Below are 15,298 nucleotides of genomic sequence, written 5' to 3'. Positions count from 1 at the left end.
CGAGACTTCGCGCGGGGTAACCGAGCAGGCGAGATCAAGCGCATACATCCGATTTGCTTGATCTGCTACCGGCAGACCGCTAGGTCGCGAGCACCTGGAAAATGGAACAGACAAGGGAATTCTGATGCCGACGGGCAAGGTCAAGTTTTTCAACAGCGACAAGGGATTTGGCTTCATCGCGCCGGATTCCGGAGGTGCTGACGTTTTCGTGCATGTCTCCGCGCTGCAATATGGCGACGTGCTCAGAGAGGGACAGTCCGTTTCCTACGATCTGGGTCAGGATCGAAGGACGGGGAAGCCGAAGGCGGAAAATGTCAGGCCGATGTGAACCGCGCAACTGGTGAACCTCCCTTCCAATAGTTCGCTCTTGCCTTTTTACCTTTTGCATCGGCAAAGCGCACGACGAGCAAGACCCCCATGCTCGCTGCGGATGGAGAAACTTTGGGACGAGATGTTATTTCCGAGACGGATCGAGGTGGTCATCAACTCGCGCGTATCGTGGATCGCCTAAAGACGCGCAGCATTAAGATGCGAAATCTCTGATCCCTCCAGCTCCTGACAACACCACCGAACGTCACCAAATCGAGCTCTTTCCTACCTGAACAAGGTCGAAGGCGATCGAGAACATCGATTTACGCCCAACACTGCCTCCGATGACAAAGTTTCATACGCCGCCGTACAAACGGTATCATCCCTTAACGGACATGATAGCTTCGATCCGTCTGGAAGGATCCACCGCTTGTGACAAGCGGGACCAAGGAGGGGCTCTTCTGTTGTTGCGATTGTTTCCAGATTCGATCACATTGCATTCCGGGCCTAGCGTTCGAACCAACTAAAAAGCCTCTCTGGATATGATGTCTCATTGCTCTCCTGAAAGCGATAAGAACGGCGTTGTGCATTTAGTCGATGAGCACGATTTGCAAGGGGTTCCTCTCAGCCTATCTCGCCGCCCCTGGAGCGGCGGGTCCAGCATCGACAGCGTCGAAAATCCTAAGGCCTGGCTTGCGGCGATCGTCGAGAGTTCCAGCGACGCCATCCTGAGTAAGATGCTTGACGGCACAATCACCAGCTGGAACGCGAGCGCGGAACGCATCTTCGGCTTTTCGGCGGCTGAAGCGATCGGGCAGTCCATTCTCATTCTGATCCCCGACGATCGGATACGGGAAGAGGATGCCATTCTTGAAAGAATCCGCCGTGGGGAGCGGATTGAAGATTTCGAGACCGTGCGAAAGCGCAAGGACGGCAGCCTTGTCGAGGTTTCGGTCACGATCTCGCCGGTTCGTGGGAAACGAGGCAAAATCATCGGCGCATCGAAGATTGCCAGAGATATTTCGGAACGTCGGCGCCTTGAATATCGTCAAAAGCTCTTACTGCGGGAGATGAACCACCGGATCAAGAATCTCTTTTCGGTGGCATCGGCCTTGATTTCGCAGACCAAGCGGTCAGCGCAAAACATGGATGAACTGGCAGACCGACTGCAAGAACGCTTGGCGGCTTTGACGCGTGCTCATGATCTCATATTGCCCGACCTTATCGGCGGCGAAGTGAACGGCAATCGCAAGACGACGGTGCTTGCGCTGCTGGAGGCCATTCTCGCGCCCTTTCGCGATGCGTCGCAGACGAGGATAAAAATCGAAGGGGCGGACCTGGCTGTCGGAGGAACGGCTGTGACGTCGCTTGCGCTTATTTTTCACGAGTTTGCCACCAATTCAGCCAAATATGGAAGCCTTTCCGTTGAAGGCGAACTGTCCATCCAATGCTTGATTGAGGGACAAAACCTGCATCTGACCTGGGCCGAGACGGGATGTCCGACAACGGACGCCGCACCTCGCACAGAAGGTTTTGGCGGGCAGCTTGAACGTGCCATCATTACAGCTGCGCTCCGTGGACGAATTTCGCGCGAATGGAACTCTTCCGGGTTGATCATCTCGATGCGGGTGCCCTTATCCCACCTGAATACGTAGCCTTCCGCAATCGTGCTGGGGGAACCATGGGCCGACGCTCGCGAACGCACGAGCAGCTCGCTCCCCCCAGATTTCTCCATAGCGGTTTTTTTACGCAGTAGCGAAGGCAACATTCTGGTTCGGCTTAGAGCCGTCTTTGACGCGCGGCGGAGCTTTAATACACTGAAAGCAGCATGTGCGACTATCAGGGGTTTGAGTTCACTCGAGCCTTTCGGAAAGGCGGCCGCTCTGGCCAATTCATCAAGCCGATACGTCCATCCTCTGGGGCGAAGTTCGCTGGATGGGCAAAGAATCCCGTTGACTGCCCCAGCCCAGGTCTTGTTCTATATGAGCATTGAGAAAAGCAAGGAGGGGAGCGGCCATGATCCCATTGACGAAGCTTGAGCCCGACTGTTTTTACTGGGCAATCCGCAGGAATGATCAGGATTCGAAAGCGGAAATTGTCCAAGTATCGACGGTATTTGGCGCTGAGCGTGAATACTGGACAGTCGCGTGCGTGGGCTCCGATGAGCATAGCATGCCCGGCGACTTTGAGTTTATTGTCAGGATTGTACCGCCCTCCTCCAGATTTACTGTGGATTTGGCTGCTGAGTAACCGAACATCCGTTGGGGCGGCCTCTGTTAGGTCAATAAGTTTCTGGGGCATCGGTGGTGACGAGGGCGCCATGAAGCCGCACTGTGTTGGTAAGAAGGATGATGTCGAATCGAGGCGCCGCTCCGGCCCGACATCGCCACACCTTTTGAGTGCGGGACCTAATGCAGCGTGCCGCTGATGATCATCTTCGAAATAAACGCCGACAAGAGCGGTTGGTCGAAATGCCCGGGAGAGTTCATCATCAAGTTGATAGCCTCGGCTTGCGAATACGCTCGCTTATAGGGACGAATCGTCGTCAAGGCCTCGTAGACGTCACAGATCGCGGCAACACGGGCAACATAGGGTATCTTTTTGCCTGAGAGCCGATGGGGATAACCACTGCCATCATATCGCTCATGGTGAAAACGACAGATATCAAGAACTTCAGCTGGCGCGGCGCCAGTCTTCGCTACCATCTCGAACCCCTTCTGCGGATGAGCACGAATAAGGTCCATCTCTTCGGCCGTTAGTTTGCCCGATTTGCCAAGGATTTCGCCAGGAACGACCATCTTTCCGAGATCATGCACCAGGCCGCCGAGACCGAGAACCCGCACCTCATCTTCGTTATGACCGAGACCGCGCCCAAATGCGATCATAAGGGCGCTGACGGCGAGCGAGTGAAGAAACGTGATCTCGTCCTTATCCTTCAGCTTCGCGACCGCGATCAAGGCACCGGCGTTGTCGAGCGTCTCCAACATAATGCGCTTCACCGCAGTGTTTGCCGCCTCGTCCGCGAAGCCAGCATTGAGACGAGCATCATCCAGTACATGACGTAGATGCGGCCCAATATCCTGAATGGAGTTTTTCGCACGGCCGATCTCGCTAGGTGAAAACACAGCCAGCACACTCGCCTCGAAGCTCGCGATATCGGTAGGCTGCGCTCCTCCAGCGACGTCCGCTCCCTTCGTGATGTCTATGACTACGCTCCTGACGTGCCCGGTCGTGAGCCGTCTGACATCCTCGCCTCTAGAGAGCAGAAAGGGCCTGAAGCGCTCAGCATCCGATTGAGTGGCGAATTCCATATCCCTGATGAACATGCCGACCCGCAGCTGGCTCAGTTGGATGCGCTTGAGCATTTGTGATTTTCCTGAGAGGATTCCATCTAAATATTGATGATGCAAAGCCGGTGACAGATTAAGGCGCTGCCTCAACCGGAACACCGGAGTGGCTCACGGGAAGAACGACTATGAACGCTACGCTGACCGTGGGCTAGGAGGAACTCTCCAGCCTTCGATCCATCCATCGCCCGTGCAAAGAGATATCCTTGGCCAAGCTTGCAACCGAACTCTTGAAGACGTCGCGCCTGTTCCTCTTCCTCGATCCCTTCCGCTACGACGCGAATGCCAAGTTTTCCAGCGATTGAAATCAAGCCCTCGACGATGGCCATCCCCGCGTCACCGAGCCTGGTCCGGTCAATAAACGACTTGTCGATCTTGATGATGTCGACAGGTACGGTCAACAGATGCGTCAAGGAAGCATAGCCGGTGCCGAAGTCGTCCAGCGCCACCATCAAGCCTTCAAACCGGAGAGCCTTAATTTCATTGGCGACCACGTGGTCACGTTGTCCCAGATAAACGGATTCCGTCACCTCAAGGATCAAGTGTTCGAGCGGAACATCCGCTGCTTCGAAGAGCTGGCAAATTTTCTCGCGCAGTCCTCCCTTGCGGAAGTCGGCAGCCGAAAGATTGACACTGACATGCTGCAGAGGAAGCCCTTCGTCGAGCCAGGTCCGCATATCCTTCGCAACCTTGGTCAGCATCCGCTCCGTCAGCATTGCTGCAACGTGGGCGTCTTTGGTCGCCTCATGAAAATGAGCTGCGGCAATAAGCTCGCCGGAGTGGGTTCTCATCCGACATAGCGCCTCCAGCCCGATGGTCTCGCGTGTATCGAGACGCACGATCGGTTGATAGTGGGCGTCAATGCGGTCCTCTGACAGAGCAAGGCTGACATCTCTCACCGCTCGAAGGCGACGCATCAACGTTGTCCCGAGGCCAGGATGGAACGCAACAAACTGCCCCCGAGCATGCTCTTTGGCGTGGTAGAGCGCAATATCCGCATTTTGCCGGACCTGTTCAGGATCCATGCCGTCTGTCGCCAAGGCGCCGCCGAATGTCACCGCCGGAAAGACAACGTGACCCGCGCAATCCGTCGGAGGTGCAAGCCTGCCCAAGATCTCCGCCGCTTTGCGCTGCAGGTCGAGTTCCCCTTCGCCGACAACGATAACTGCGAATTCGTCGCCCCCGAGCCGATATATCGTTTCCCCGACCGCGGCTGCCGCGATCCGCTCCGCTACGACGCGGATCAGACCATCTCCGGCCGCGTGACCGAACGTATCGTTCACCAGCTTCAAGTTGTCGACGTCGGCTATTATGATGCCCCAGCCGCGACTCGCAGGGGTAATAAGGGTTCGAAGGGCCAGATCGAACGCAGCTCGGTTCTGGAGCCCCGTGAGGCTATCCGTGTATGTCAGCCGCTGACGCTCTGCCACCCGTTCTTCACGCTCGATTGCGATCGAGCAGAGATGCACACATGCATCCACAATCTTCTGCTCAAGTGCGCTCGGACCACGTTTTTCCCGATAGTAGAAGGCGAAAGTACCGACCACACGGTCGGCGCTCTTGATCGGACTAGACCAGCACGCCCTCAGACCGAGCGGAAGAGCAAGTGCCTTATAGTCGACCCATCTGGGATCGGCTCCTATGTCGGTGACGACAATCGGCACTCCAAGGAAAGCGGCCGTACCGCAAGAACCTGCGCAAGGCCCGATTTCCAAGGCGTCGACGGCCACGGAATAGGACTTTGGCAGCGATGGCGCCGCCAACGTCGATAAGCTGGTGCCATTGGACTTCAAGACTGTGGCCGTAACACCAGGTATGGCTCTTTCGACCATCAAACAAAGGGTCGAGAGCGTAGCCGCCAGCGGCTCGCCTTTGGCGATCATTTCAAGAATGGCATTCTGCAATTCCAGGATCATGTGAGGGCGTCTCGAAAGGAAAGCCTTCTGTAGCAGCCGCGCTTTCAGATCAGGTTACCCGATTAGATAGACTTTGATCCAATCCACTGCACAGCGCCCAGCTCGTTCCGTGCGACTATGACCGTTGGATTGTGGGTTCAGCCATCGAATGCGTGTGGTTATCGTACAATACGATGGAAGACCCAACTGCGTGGCGCGGCAAAGCACGCAAGTCATGGTAAATATTTGATTACAGCCACTCGATCGTCGTCATCCCTTTGACATTGGCCACGACGACTCCCATCTCTCTGCCGCTTGTTTTCGGGAGAGACAATGAGAGACTTTGTGAATGCTACGTTCGGGTCCGTTGAACTCGACATCATCAGCCAGGCACTCGAAGAGTGGCGAACTTCAACTGGTATCGACCGTGCCGCCCCGGAGTACGAAATCGCGGCCGCCACCGTTGTCACCTTGTTCAGGGAAGGCAACCGCACGCTTCCGGAGCTTCAGGCTGCAATTTCAAGCCACCAGTGGCTCTCTCGGGACGCCGTGGAAATGACAAAGGTCTCGGTGCATTCGGCAAGTAAGGCCTCATAGGTAGACCAGGTCACCACCTAAAATGTCCAGGACCATTCGAGGGAAGGGCGACGGATACGGGAGATGGCTGTTACATCAGGCGCGGGGCACAGGACGGTATCTGCTGCTGTTGTGTGGATCGCGACCGGCTCTTTTACAACGGCTCCCGCATCGGTATGACAGTAGTGTCACCAATAAGAGAAAATCTGAATGCCACACGACTTTCTCGTCACCGGCCCTGAAGACGCCAAGATCACGATCGTTCTCGCTCATGGAGCGGGCGGTGCAATGGATACGACATGGATGGAAAACATGTCGTCCGCATTTGCCGATCAGGGCCTGCGTGTCGTCCGGTTCGAGTTCGATTACATGGCAGCACGACGTTCCACAGGAAAACGGTCGCCGCCCCCACGCGCCGAACTTCTGAAGCAGGAATATGAAACTGTGATCGATCGGCTCGGTTCGCGAGGGACACTCGTCATCGCAGGGAAGTCCATGGGGGGACGCGTGGCAAGCATGATTGCGGACGACCTTTACGATACTGGAAAGATCTCAGGCCTGCTTTGCCTCGGCTACCCATTTCATCCAATTGGAAAGCTAGACAGCTTGCGGACCAGTCATCTCGCGGAAATGAAGACGCCTACCCTCGTCTGCCAGGGGACGCGCGACCTGTTCGGATCGCGAGAAGAGGTCTCTGGTTACAAGCTCTCCAACATGATCGAAATTCTGTGGCTTGAAGATGGGGATCATGACTTCCGGCCGAGAAAGGCCATCTCCGGTCTCAGGATCGCCGATCATTTTACCGCCGTCGCCAATCACGTCACAACATGGGCGGCGTTATTGCGTACGCCAGGGACGCAGTGAAGAGTGCACTGTTAATCCTCCGGGCCGGCGGGCTCGCAGTCGTTCCGTTAAGGTGTGGGCGCAGCCAAAAGTGCTTGATGTGAAGGGACTAGAGCTTAAACCTGCGCGGTGACTAGAAGTTGCTACTGCGGGACGCGCTCTGCGCAATCGATCGAAATGATCGCACAGTCGTCGGCCGGCCCTGCCTCGAACATACAAACTGCTTCGCTCCGGTAACGACGAGCCTTTCGACGAGACCTTCCAGCCTATCGCGGAGCCGCGCTTTCGATTGTCGGTCATGAACCCCTTCTTTTCCTCCTGAGGGGTTCATCGCTCAGTTCGATCCATACGGGAGCATGGTCGCTTGTGCGCTCCCAGCCGCGCACATGCTTGTCGACTTCCGCCTTCGACAGGCGGGCGGCCACCTCTGAGCTGAGCAAGAAGTGGTCGATCCGCAGTCCGGCATCGCGGGCGTGGGCATTTCGGAAGTAATCCCAGAACGTGTAGACGCGTTCGCCCGGATGTAGATGGCGCAGAGCATCGATCCAACCCTGATCGACGAGTTTTCTATACGCTTCCCGGACCTCGACGCGGAACAACGCGTCGTTCGTCCAGCGTTCCGGCTTGTAGACGTCCATCTCGGTGGGCATTACGTTGAAGTCGCCAACGAGAACGACCGGCACCTTTAGCTCCAACAGATGGGCGGCGTAGTCCTGAAGCCGCTTGAACCAGCGGAGCTTGTAATCGAACTTGGGTCCCGGATAAGGATTGCCGTTCGGGAGGTATAGACCGCCGATTACGATGCCATCGACAATGGCTTCGATGTAGCGGCTGTGCTCGTCGTCCGGTTCGCCTGGGAGCCCTCGCCTCGTAAGATGTGGTTCCTGCCCCTTTGCAAGGATCGCAACCCCGTTCCAGGATTTCTGGCCCTGCCACACTGCGCCGAAACTGGCGGCCTCGACCGCCTTGATCGGAAACTTCTCTTGCGGGGCCTTTAGTTCCTGCAGGCACACGACGTCCGGCGCGGCCTCCTCCAGCCATCGAAGGAGAATTTCAAGCCTGCCGTTCACGCCGTTAACGTTGTAGGTCGCCAGCTTCACGGCTTAGCGCCGACCGATTTCCGCTTCGACCTTCTTGCGCGAGTTTCCGGCGCTTTTCACGGCCTTCTTGACCATATCCTTCGATACGCCTTCTTTCTTCGCCTCATAACGGACTTCGTGTTCCCGGCCGCTTGCGACTTTCGCACGATCCTGGGCGCGGCCTCGCGATGTGATTGCCATGACAGTACCTCCTTCGGGGTTTCGACCCACGAAAAACGGGCATCGAATCAAGAAGTTCCATGAGCGAAGGCGAGCCCGGAGCAACATGGCGACATCAAGATCCGCTTCGGCACATTCCGGCACAATATCTCATGCGGAGCGACCGGCGCTGCCCTGACTCTCCCAACATAAATAGTAATTTAGGAAAATTAAATATACTGCAAAGTAGCTTTAAGAAGAAATTTTATCGAAATTAGAACTCTATATTAACTTATGTTAATGCGTGGAGTAAAAATATAAGAAAATAAAAAACCAGGAATTTAAAAAAAATGGGATCCACGGGTAGAATTTACAACGGGGCAATTTTATAGTTGGGAGTAACGGCCATGATCGGACAGTCGATCACGAGTGAGAAATTTACACCGGAATCGGGCGCCTGCATTATTTCAGTTCCAACATCAAACTCATTGCGTCCGTTCATCACTGTCGGCACTCCCGGTATCGATGAATGGGAAGACTACGTTCTCCTCATCGATTCCCGTGCTCTGGACCGTGAGTGTCTTTCGAAGAGCCTGACTGACTGCGACAGTGCGCTGCATATCATAACAGTGGGCTCGTTGGAGGAATGGCAAATGCGGGGTATGGAGACATTGCCGTCTGCAATCTTGTTCATGATCGGCGGCCGTAAGGTGTCCGACACCGACATTAGCGCCAAGATCCGCGGTCTTGCGGAAAGGTTTCAGACAAGTCCGGTGATCGTCGGCGCCGATGGCGATGAACTCGCTCAACTCCTGCACGCCCTGGAATGTGGCGCTCGCGGCTATATCCCGAGCAGCGTTGGTATCAAGGTTGCGGCCGAAGCGTTGGCCCTTGCCCGCGCAGGCGGTGTCTTCGTGCCCGCAAGTAGCCTGCTTGCTGCCAAGGAGGCGATCACTGCCATTGCCGAGCCACGAAGCAATTTGCTTGACGGCATGTTTACGCCACGTGAAGTGGTCGTCGCCGAAGGCCTGCGACGCGGAAAAGCAAACAAGATCATCGCGTACGAAATGGACCTTTGCGAAAGCACTGTGAAGGTCCACATTCGCAATATCATGAAAAAACTAAATGCGACGAACCGGACTGAGGTCGCCTACAAGATGCGCGAGCTCGTTCGATAACTCCATTTCCTGCCGAAAACTACCGTCACTAACTCTGCTTGTTTGCAGCGTCGCCGGGGGTGACTAGAGAGCGCGCGCGGGCCTTATCGAGTCTCTTGCCGAGGTACGGTGTAGGAACCGAAGCTTGAGCGACTGGATGCCGCCATTCAGGACGGGGTCTTAATCAACAGTCCGACACGTCGCGATATTTGCCTCGATGTTGAAGGGTTCCGATGCTTTTTTTCTGAATGGTGTTGGCGAGGATGCCCGAAACCTTGATCGCGTCGCCTTGACACACCGTCGCCTCTGCTTGTGGCCTTAGCCCAGCGCTCTCATCAATCTGCTCAATCGCGGGAATGGGTTGGTGTCTCTGACATCTCGTCGTCGCGATCATCTTCGTCGATCAGATCTTGTAACGTCTCGTGCTCGTTGTCTTCGGACAGCTCATCAGATGCCTGAAGCCAATGCCGCGTTGCTGAACCCTCCGGGCGACCCTCCTGCTCCCAAATTTCGTAGGCGCGGCGTCGGATTTGTTCTTGTTTATCGATTGCCATCACTGTCCTCGCCAGAACATCAACCGTCGCAAGGGAACGATTCCCTATACTGTTGGTCTGCGTCATAGTAACCTTGTTGCGCGAGCATTGTTCCGTCGGGCGCCGTCACCCATAATCGCTAAACATCCGACATTGCGAGCAATCGGCACACCAGTTCTTAAAAGCTATCTCAACAGGTCTCTGAAGGTGTTCACCGGAGTCGGCGGATCGACCGGCCGTCGCGCTTTGGCGCGCCGGAACCAAGCCTGCTTTGGCTCGTTCATCCAACGCATCGCAAGCACAAAGTATGGGAGGCGCAATGTAAGCCGATGAGTGCCAAGGATCGCGATTTCTTCCTCCAATCCCGCCGAAACCTGAAAATGGCGCGGTCCCCAGCGACATACATACGCGGCACGACCAAGCATTTTTATGAATGGCTCGAGCGACGTTCAATATTCATCCCGGACGGGCCTCCTATCTGGATCTGCGGTGACTGTCATCTCGGCAATCTAGGTGCCTTGGCCTCCCCTGATGGCGACGTCGCTATTCAGATCAGGGACTTCGATCAGGCGGTTATCGGCAACCCCGCCCATGATCTTATCCGCCTTGGCCTGTCGCTCGCATCGGCTGCGCGCGATTCCGACCTCCCCGGCGTCACGACCGCAAGAATGCTTGAGGCCCTCATTGCAGGATACCAGGTCGCCTCCGTGGAAAGCCAGGCCAGCACGCCGCACCTGCGCAAGCCCAAGGACATCCGGAGGCTGTTGAAACGTGCCGTTCACCGACGCTGGAAGAACCTCGCAATGGAGGACTTTCAAACAAAGCATCCCCGGCTTCCCCGCAACAAGCGCCTCTGGCCGCTGCATCGAGCCGAACGCGCCGCGGTTCTCGCGCTTTGCAATGAGCCGGAAGTGGAAAACACCGTGCTGGGATCAAAGACATGTCCGACCGACGATCTGAAAATCCTTGATGCTGCTTATTGGATCAAGGGCTGCAGCTCTCTTGGGCGTCTGCGATGCGCCGTTTTAGTTCGAAACGGCAAGCACGGACCGGTTTCGCTGCTGGATATCAAGGAGGCTGTGCCCGCCACAGCTCCGTCAGCTTCTAAAATCAAGATGCCGCGCGACTATGCCGAGAGGGTGGTTGCCGGAGCAAAGGCGCTCTCCCCCAATCTTGGTGAGCGAATGGTCGCATCCAAGGTGGTTGGCAAGGATGTGTTCATTCGCCAAATCGCACCCGAGGACATGAAGATCGAGATTGATCGCCTCACCGGAAACGAAATCCAGGCGATCGCCCACTACCTCGGTGGAGTTGTGGGACACGCTCACGGTCGGCAGCTGGATCATGGGGAATGGCGATCCTGGATCTCGGAACTTGGCCGTTCACGCAAGAAAGAACCGGAGATGCCATCCTGGCTTTGGTCGAGTGTGATCGAACTCCTGTCCATTCACGACAAGGCCTATCTTGAGCATTGCCGTAAATTTGCATTGGTACATCACTGATAAAGGCAGGAGGGTCCAGGTTGGACCGCATGGGTCTCTCCAACAATTGCTCGATTGGCAGTGCTTTGGACATCGAGGCCAATGAACGTCGGCTGCGTCATCGTCATCACGCCTCGCGTGCCGCGCGGAAGCCAGCGACAATCGAGGATCGCAAAATGGCGGCAAAATAACTATTCAAATTGTAGCGCCGCGAGGCCTGGTGATTGAATGAAAGCCCGACGTCTCCAGCTGAAGTTCGCGTGAAGGCTGCGGTAATCTCCCGTTCATCAGGCCGGTGCTAGCCTTGATCCAACGTCCTCCACGACGTTGTACAAGAGCAGATGTTCGGAGCCCCCATGAACAAATTTCTTATTGCTTCTGCACTTGCTGTCGCTTCTCTCGCAACGACAGCACTTCCATCCCAAGCCGCTTCGGTTGTCGTTGTGAACGACGATGGTGGTCCCTACTATCACCGCCATCACCATCATGATCGCGGTGACTGGAATGATCGCCGCCGTCACTGTTTCACAAAGGTGGTGAAGGAATGGCACCACGGCCGTAGGGTCGTTACGGAAGAGCGTGTCTGCCGATAGTCGCCCTCCTAGGACCCGGTTGGTGCAGACCGGGTCCGTCTCCTTGCCTGAGGTAAATGCCACGCCTCCCATGCGGCACAAAGCGGCGACGTACGATGCCATCTATTCTGCACCGCCAATGCCGGTTGGCCGTGAAAATGTGGCGCGGCCTTAGGCGAAGCGTCCGAACGGTGTGCCTGCTGGCAAATCATCCGATCGGAGCAATGACTATTTTTGGTTCATTGGAATAGTAATGCCTAAAATTTCCGTTGCGATTGCTTACGCCTAATTTTGGATTCATGGAGTTAACCTAAAAAGATCCCGCTAATCGGGAGAATTCAAAATGCAGAACATCAGGAGCATCTTGCAGGCAGTTGTTTTTACGGCGACCATTGCTTCGACTTCGACGGCTTGGGCCTCAGGCTTCGAGAACATCGTCATCTCGAACACCAAGGACGCCGATGAAACGCAGACAACGCTTCCGGCGAACAGTGCTGCTATTTATCTGTCCGCAGACGTTGCAGATGACATCGACTCAGGTTCAAAAATCACAGTTTCGTGGATCGCTGTAGATACGAACGGCGTGGCACCAGCGAACTATAAGATAGATGAAGCCAGTTTTGATATCGGCTCGCTGGAAAACCACGTCAACGCGTCACTTAGTAAGCCGAATGCAGGGTTCCCGGTCGGCAAATACGAGGCCGTCCTGTCCGTGGACGGTAAGGTGCTGGAGAGCGTCGCCTTTTCGATTAAATAGGTTCACCTGGACATCAGGCTCGATTAAGAGGACCGCCGGTTGAAGCTCATCCGCAATTGCGCCCTTCATTCATCAGGTTTTCGAGATGGCGACGCCGGACCCAATTGAATAACGCGACTGGAAGGATCGAAACTCTGTTACTCGATCCTCTTCAACGATCGAGCAAAAGCCGTTCGAGTTTGCCATTCGGGCTCCCGAACAACAAATCCTTGAACAAGGCAGAGACAATCCGCGGTCGCACGCCTGCCCTTTCATCGATCAGCACCACCGAGAACCTTTTGATCTCGATGGTGATGGTGTGCCCATCGTTGCTGCGTCGATACTTCCAGGAATCGAGCAGATTGAACCCGTTCTGTATCGCCCATTCAGCAATCATCTGCGCCATCATGACGTATCCCGTTTCGGAGATGTCCACCGCTACTTCTTGCGCTCAAATCACTCCGCAATTGAGGGAATAGCCGGATTGCAGGAAAGAGATCCAGTCCGAAATTGGCCGCGTCGCGAATTGTCCGAGCGCTGTTGCAAGCGAGACTCACACTCGAAGATCAAAAGCGCACCGACAGGGAAGATCGCGGATTGATGGCACTAAGCGACTTCAATTGCCCAACGCTGGCGCCCAGCGCAAATGCCGCTGCAAGATACTAGGGCCGCCGCCGTGACAACGGCAACCTGATCGGCGACCGGTAAGCTAGACATGATAAATGCCAACGTTGTTGTTACCATGCCTAAGCGCCGATCCGCGGCGATCAGCCCATGCCGGCCGGCTTCATCATAATGTCCACGACGACGGCGGCTCCGTGCCCGAGCGCCGCGGCAGGGAACGAAGACTGTCCGGAAAAGTTTAGCCAAGTATCGACAAAGCTACCGAGACCAAGTGATGACACCCGATGATGTTCTGCGGCTTTACGAAGAAAAGTTAGCATCGCATCATTTCGAAGATCTCGCGCCTCTCATATCCACTGAGGCGATTTTCTGGTTCCCCGATGGAGCCCACAACGGCATCAAGGAAATTCAAGCTGCCCTCGAGAGAACGTGGCAGCGGCTTCGAAACGACCGTTATTGGCTCGAAGATGTGCGTTGGATTGTCGTGGGCGAGATTGCTGCAACGTGCATCTATAAATATCGTTGGGAAGCAGAGATCGATGGGCGGCCGTTTAGGGGACATGGTCGCGGGACTGCGATCCTCAGGAAGGAAGGCCGGGACTGGAAAATCGTTCACGAGCATCTTAGCCGCTTTCCGATCTAATTTGGACAGCTAGCCATTTTTTGACAGCAGGGAGCTTCACTAAGTGGATAAAATGAATGAGGTGAACAAGGCAGCTTCACCAAAGACTGTGGAGGTATCCAGGGAGAGGGCGCTTTCACGGGAAAGCCCTGCCCTCCTGCAGGAGGTTGAACGCCTTCTGAAAGGCCGCACGCGAGACATCCGGCTGAAAGGTGATCTCCTGCACCTGTTTCATGAGCGTTCCTGGCCGCGAACCGCCAAGGTCATCCGCTCATGGATGATTTGGGTAACATTCATAGACCTGCTTACATTGGGACTGAACGCGATCCTGCTTCCGAGAGCGGTCGCACTCTCCATGATCGCGCCGGCTTGCATTTTGCCCCCGGCAGCTTTGGGCGCCGCCTTTTTTTGGAGAAAGCCGGGTGCGCTCAGGCTGCAGATAGCGATCCTTATCGCCGGCTTGTTCTTCATCCTCCTCTCCGTCGCTCTGGTCGGCGTCAATGCGGGAGGCGAATTTTACGAGCGGCATTTGAACATCATGTTGTTCGTGGCCATTTCCGCGATCATCATCTTTGCCATCCCGCTGCCAGCGACGACGATCATTGCCGCGATGGCTCTGGGCCTTTATCTCTTCTTCCAAATGCGCAATCCGGCCATTGCACTGGGAAGCTCGGAAGCCGCCACGCTATTCTTCGCCGCCGGCATCATAGCGACGGTGGTATCGCGTCGCACCATGACGATCCTCGCGCAAAAGACCTTTCTTCTCGAGCTCCGGGACAAAGGCCGAGTGGCGGAACTGGCCGCTGCGAATGCTCGCCTTGAGCTTCTGGCAAGAACCGACCCACTCACCGGCATCGCCAACCGGCGCTGGATGATGGAATTGCTCAGCCGCCTTTGGAGCGCGGAAGCCGAAGCAGGAGGCATTGCCCTGCTGATGTGTGACATCGATCATTTCAAGGCCTTGAATGACAGTCTCGGCCATGGCGAAGGCGATCGCTGCCTGGTCAAGGTCGCCGGCATCATTCAGAGCAACCTGAGAGGAAGCCACGACCAGGTGGCACGCTACGGCGGTGAAGAATTCCTGATTATGATTCCGGAGGTTGGCGAGGTGGAAGCATTTGAAGTCGCCGAGCGGATTCGAGAGAGTGTAGAAAACGCCGCATTTCCCAATCCCGGCGCGCAGACTTCATCTTGTGTAACAGTCAGTGTCGGTGTGGCCTATCTCAAGGCCACCCACGAAACGACTCCTGAGCAGTTGCAGAGCCAGGCAGACAAGGCCCTGTATCGCGCCAAACAATCCGGACGGAACCGCGTCGTCCTCTATCGAGGGGAAGAAGGCTAGGAGCTCACACCTATAAGGGCATT

The 15,298-nt window shown here is 55.7% G+C and carries 16 protein-coding genes and 1 pseudogene; 11 read left to right on the top strand and 6 right to left on the bottom strand.

Annotation, left to right across the window (positions count from 1 at the left end):
• Positions 1–124 precede the first annotated feature (124 nt).
• From AC13Q5_RS33360 to AC13Q5_RS33350, 3 genes are all read left to right on the top strand, one after another.
• On the top strand, positions 125–328 hold the full coding sequence (locus AC13Q5_RS33360) for a cold-shock protein (protein ID WP_488504692.1): 204 nt from the start codon (positions 125–127) through the stop codon (positions 326–328).
• A 565-nt stretch (positions 329–893) separates the two neighbouring features.
• Positions 894–1,964 (top strand): PAS domain S-box protein, encoded by a 1,071-nt coding sequence (locus AC13Q5_RS33355; protein WP_488504691.1) that lies wholly within the window; start codon positions 894–896, stop codon positions 1,962–1,964.
• A 361-nt stretch (positions 1,965–2,325) separates the two neighbouring features.
• Positions 2,326–2,559 (top strand): hypothetical protein, encoded by a 234-nt coding sequence (locus AC13Q5_RS33350; RefSeq protein WP_488504690.1) that lies wholly within the window; start codon positions 2,326–2,328, stop codon positions 2,557–2,559.
• Between the two features lie 158 nt (positions 2,560–2,717).
• Here AC13Q5_RS33350 and AC13Q5_RS33345 read toward each other — a convergent pair whose 3' ends face one another.
• A complete protein-coding gene (locus AC13Q5_RS33345) occupies positions 2,718–3,674 on the bottom strand; it encodes an HD-GYP domain-containing protein (RefSeq protein ID WP_488504689.1) in 957 nt (318 codons plus the stop codon).
• A gap of 71 nt (positions 3,675–3,745) precedes the next feature.
• Entirely contained in the window at positions 3,746–5,572 is a 1,827-nt protein-coding gene (locus AC13Q5_RS33340) for a putative bifunctional diguanylate cyclase/phosphodiesterase (RefSeq protein WP_488504688.1), read from the bottom strand.
• A 312-nt stretch (positions 5,573–5,884) separates the two neighbouring features.
• On the opposite strand from AC13Q5_RS33340, the gene AC13Q5_RS33335 reads away from it, so the two are divergent.
• Complete coding sequence (locus tag AC13Q5_RS33335) at positions 5,885–6,148, top strand: hypothetical protein (RefSeq protein WP_488504687.1); 264 nt, start codon at positions 5,885–5,887, stop codon at positions 6,146–6,148.
• A gap of 189 nt (positions 6,149–6,337) precedes the next feature.
• Entirely contained in the window at positions 6,338–6,991 is a 654-nt protein-coding gene (locus tag AC13Q5_RS33330) for an alpha/beta hydrolase family protein (RefSeq protein ID WP_488504686.1), read from the top strand.
• A 275-nt stretch (positions 6,992–7,266) separates the two neighbouring features.
• On the opposite strand, the gene xth is transcribed toward AC13Q5_RS33330, so the two are convergent.
• Positions 7,267–8,070 (bottom strand): exodeoxyribonuclease III, encoded by an 804-nt coding sequence (gene xth, locus AC13Q5_RS33325; protein WP_488504685.1) that lies wholly within the window; start codon positions 8,068–8,070, stop codon positions 7,267–7,269.
• A 3-nt stretch (positions 8,071–8,073) separates the two neighbouring features.
• The gene (locus tag AC13Q5_RS33320) at positions 8,074–8,250 is read right to left on the bottom strand and encodes a DUF3606 domain-containing protein (protein ID WP_488504684.1); all 177 of its coding nucleotides are present in this window, start codon (positions 8,248–8,250) and stop codon (positions 8,074–8,076) included.
• Positions 8,251–8,615: 365 nt separating this feature from the next.
• On the opposite strand from AC13Q5_RS33320, the gene AC13Q5_RS33315 reads away from it, so the two are divergent.
• A complete protein-coding gene (locus tag AC13Q5_RS33315; protein WP_488504683.1) occupies positions 8,616–9,386 on the top strand; it encodes a response regulator transcription factor in 771 nt (256 codons plus the stop codon).
• A gap of 359 nt (positions 9,387–9,745) precedes the next feature.
• On the opposite strand, the pseudogene AC13Q5_RS33310 reads toward AC13Q5_RS33315, so the two are convergent.
• Positions 9,746–9,919, bottom strand: a pseudogene (locus AC13Q5_RS33310) (DUF2934 domain-containing protein); the annotation flags it as partial.
• Between the two features lie 308 nt (positions 9,920–10,227).
• Between AC13Q5_RS33310 and AC13Q5_RS33305 the strand changes: the two are divergent.
• The 3 genes from AC13Q5_RS33305 (at position 10,228) to AC13Q5_RS33295 (ending at position 12,708) form a co-directional block, all read left to right on the top strand.
• Positions 10,228–11,400, top strand: coding sequence for a DUF2252 family protein (locus AC13Q5_RS33305; protein ID WP_488504682.1), 1,173 nt, complete (start codon positions 10,228–10,230; stop codon positions 11,398–11,400).
• A 335-nt stretch (positions 11,401–11,735) separates the two neighbouring features.
• Positions 11,736–11,972 carry a hypothetical protein gene (locus AC13Q5_RS33300; RefSeq protein ID WP_488504681.1) on the top strand — a complete coding sequence of 79 codons (237 nt, stop codon included), beginning with the start codon at positions 11,736–11,738 and terminating at the stop codon, positions 11,970–11,972.
• 322 nt (positions 11,973–12,294) lie between these two features.
• Positions 12,295–12,708, top strand: coding sequence for a hypothetical protein (locus tag AC13Q5_RS33295; protein WP_488504680.1), 414 nt, complete (start codon positions 12,295–12,297; stop codon positions 12,706–12,708).
• A 151-nt stretch (positions 12,709–12,859) separates the two neighbouring features.
• On the opposite strand, the gene AC13Q5_RS33290 is transcribed toward AC13Q5_RS33295, so the two are convergent.
• Entirely contained in the window at positions 12,860–13,123 is a 264-nt protein-coding gene (locus tag AC13Q5_RS33290; protein WP_488504679.1) for a hypothetical protein, read from the bottom strand.
• 462 nt (positions 13,124–13,585) lie between these two features.
• On the opposite strand from AC13Q5_RS33290, the gene AC13Q5_RS33285 reads away from it, so the two are divergent.
• On the top strand, positions 13,586–13,954 hold the full coding sequence (locus AC13Q5_RS33285) for a YybH family protein (protein ID WP_488504678.1): 369 nt from the start codon (positions 13,586–13,588) through the stop codon (positions 13,952–13,954).
• Between the two features lie 88 nt (positions 13,955–14,042).
• Positions 14,043–15,275, top strand: coding sequence for a GGDEF domain-containing protein (locus AC13Q5_RS33280; RefSeq protein WP_488504717.1), 1,233 nt, complete (start codon positions 14,043–14,045; stop codon positions 15,273–15,275).
• Positions 15,276–15,298: the final 23 nt, after the last annotated feature.

The sequence above is a fragment of the Martinezella sp. CNPSo 3964 genome, assembly GCF_057784375.1.
This window is presented reverse-complemented; position numbering and strand designations above follow the sequence as displayed.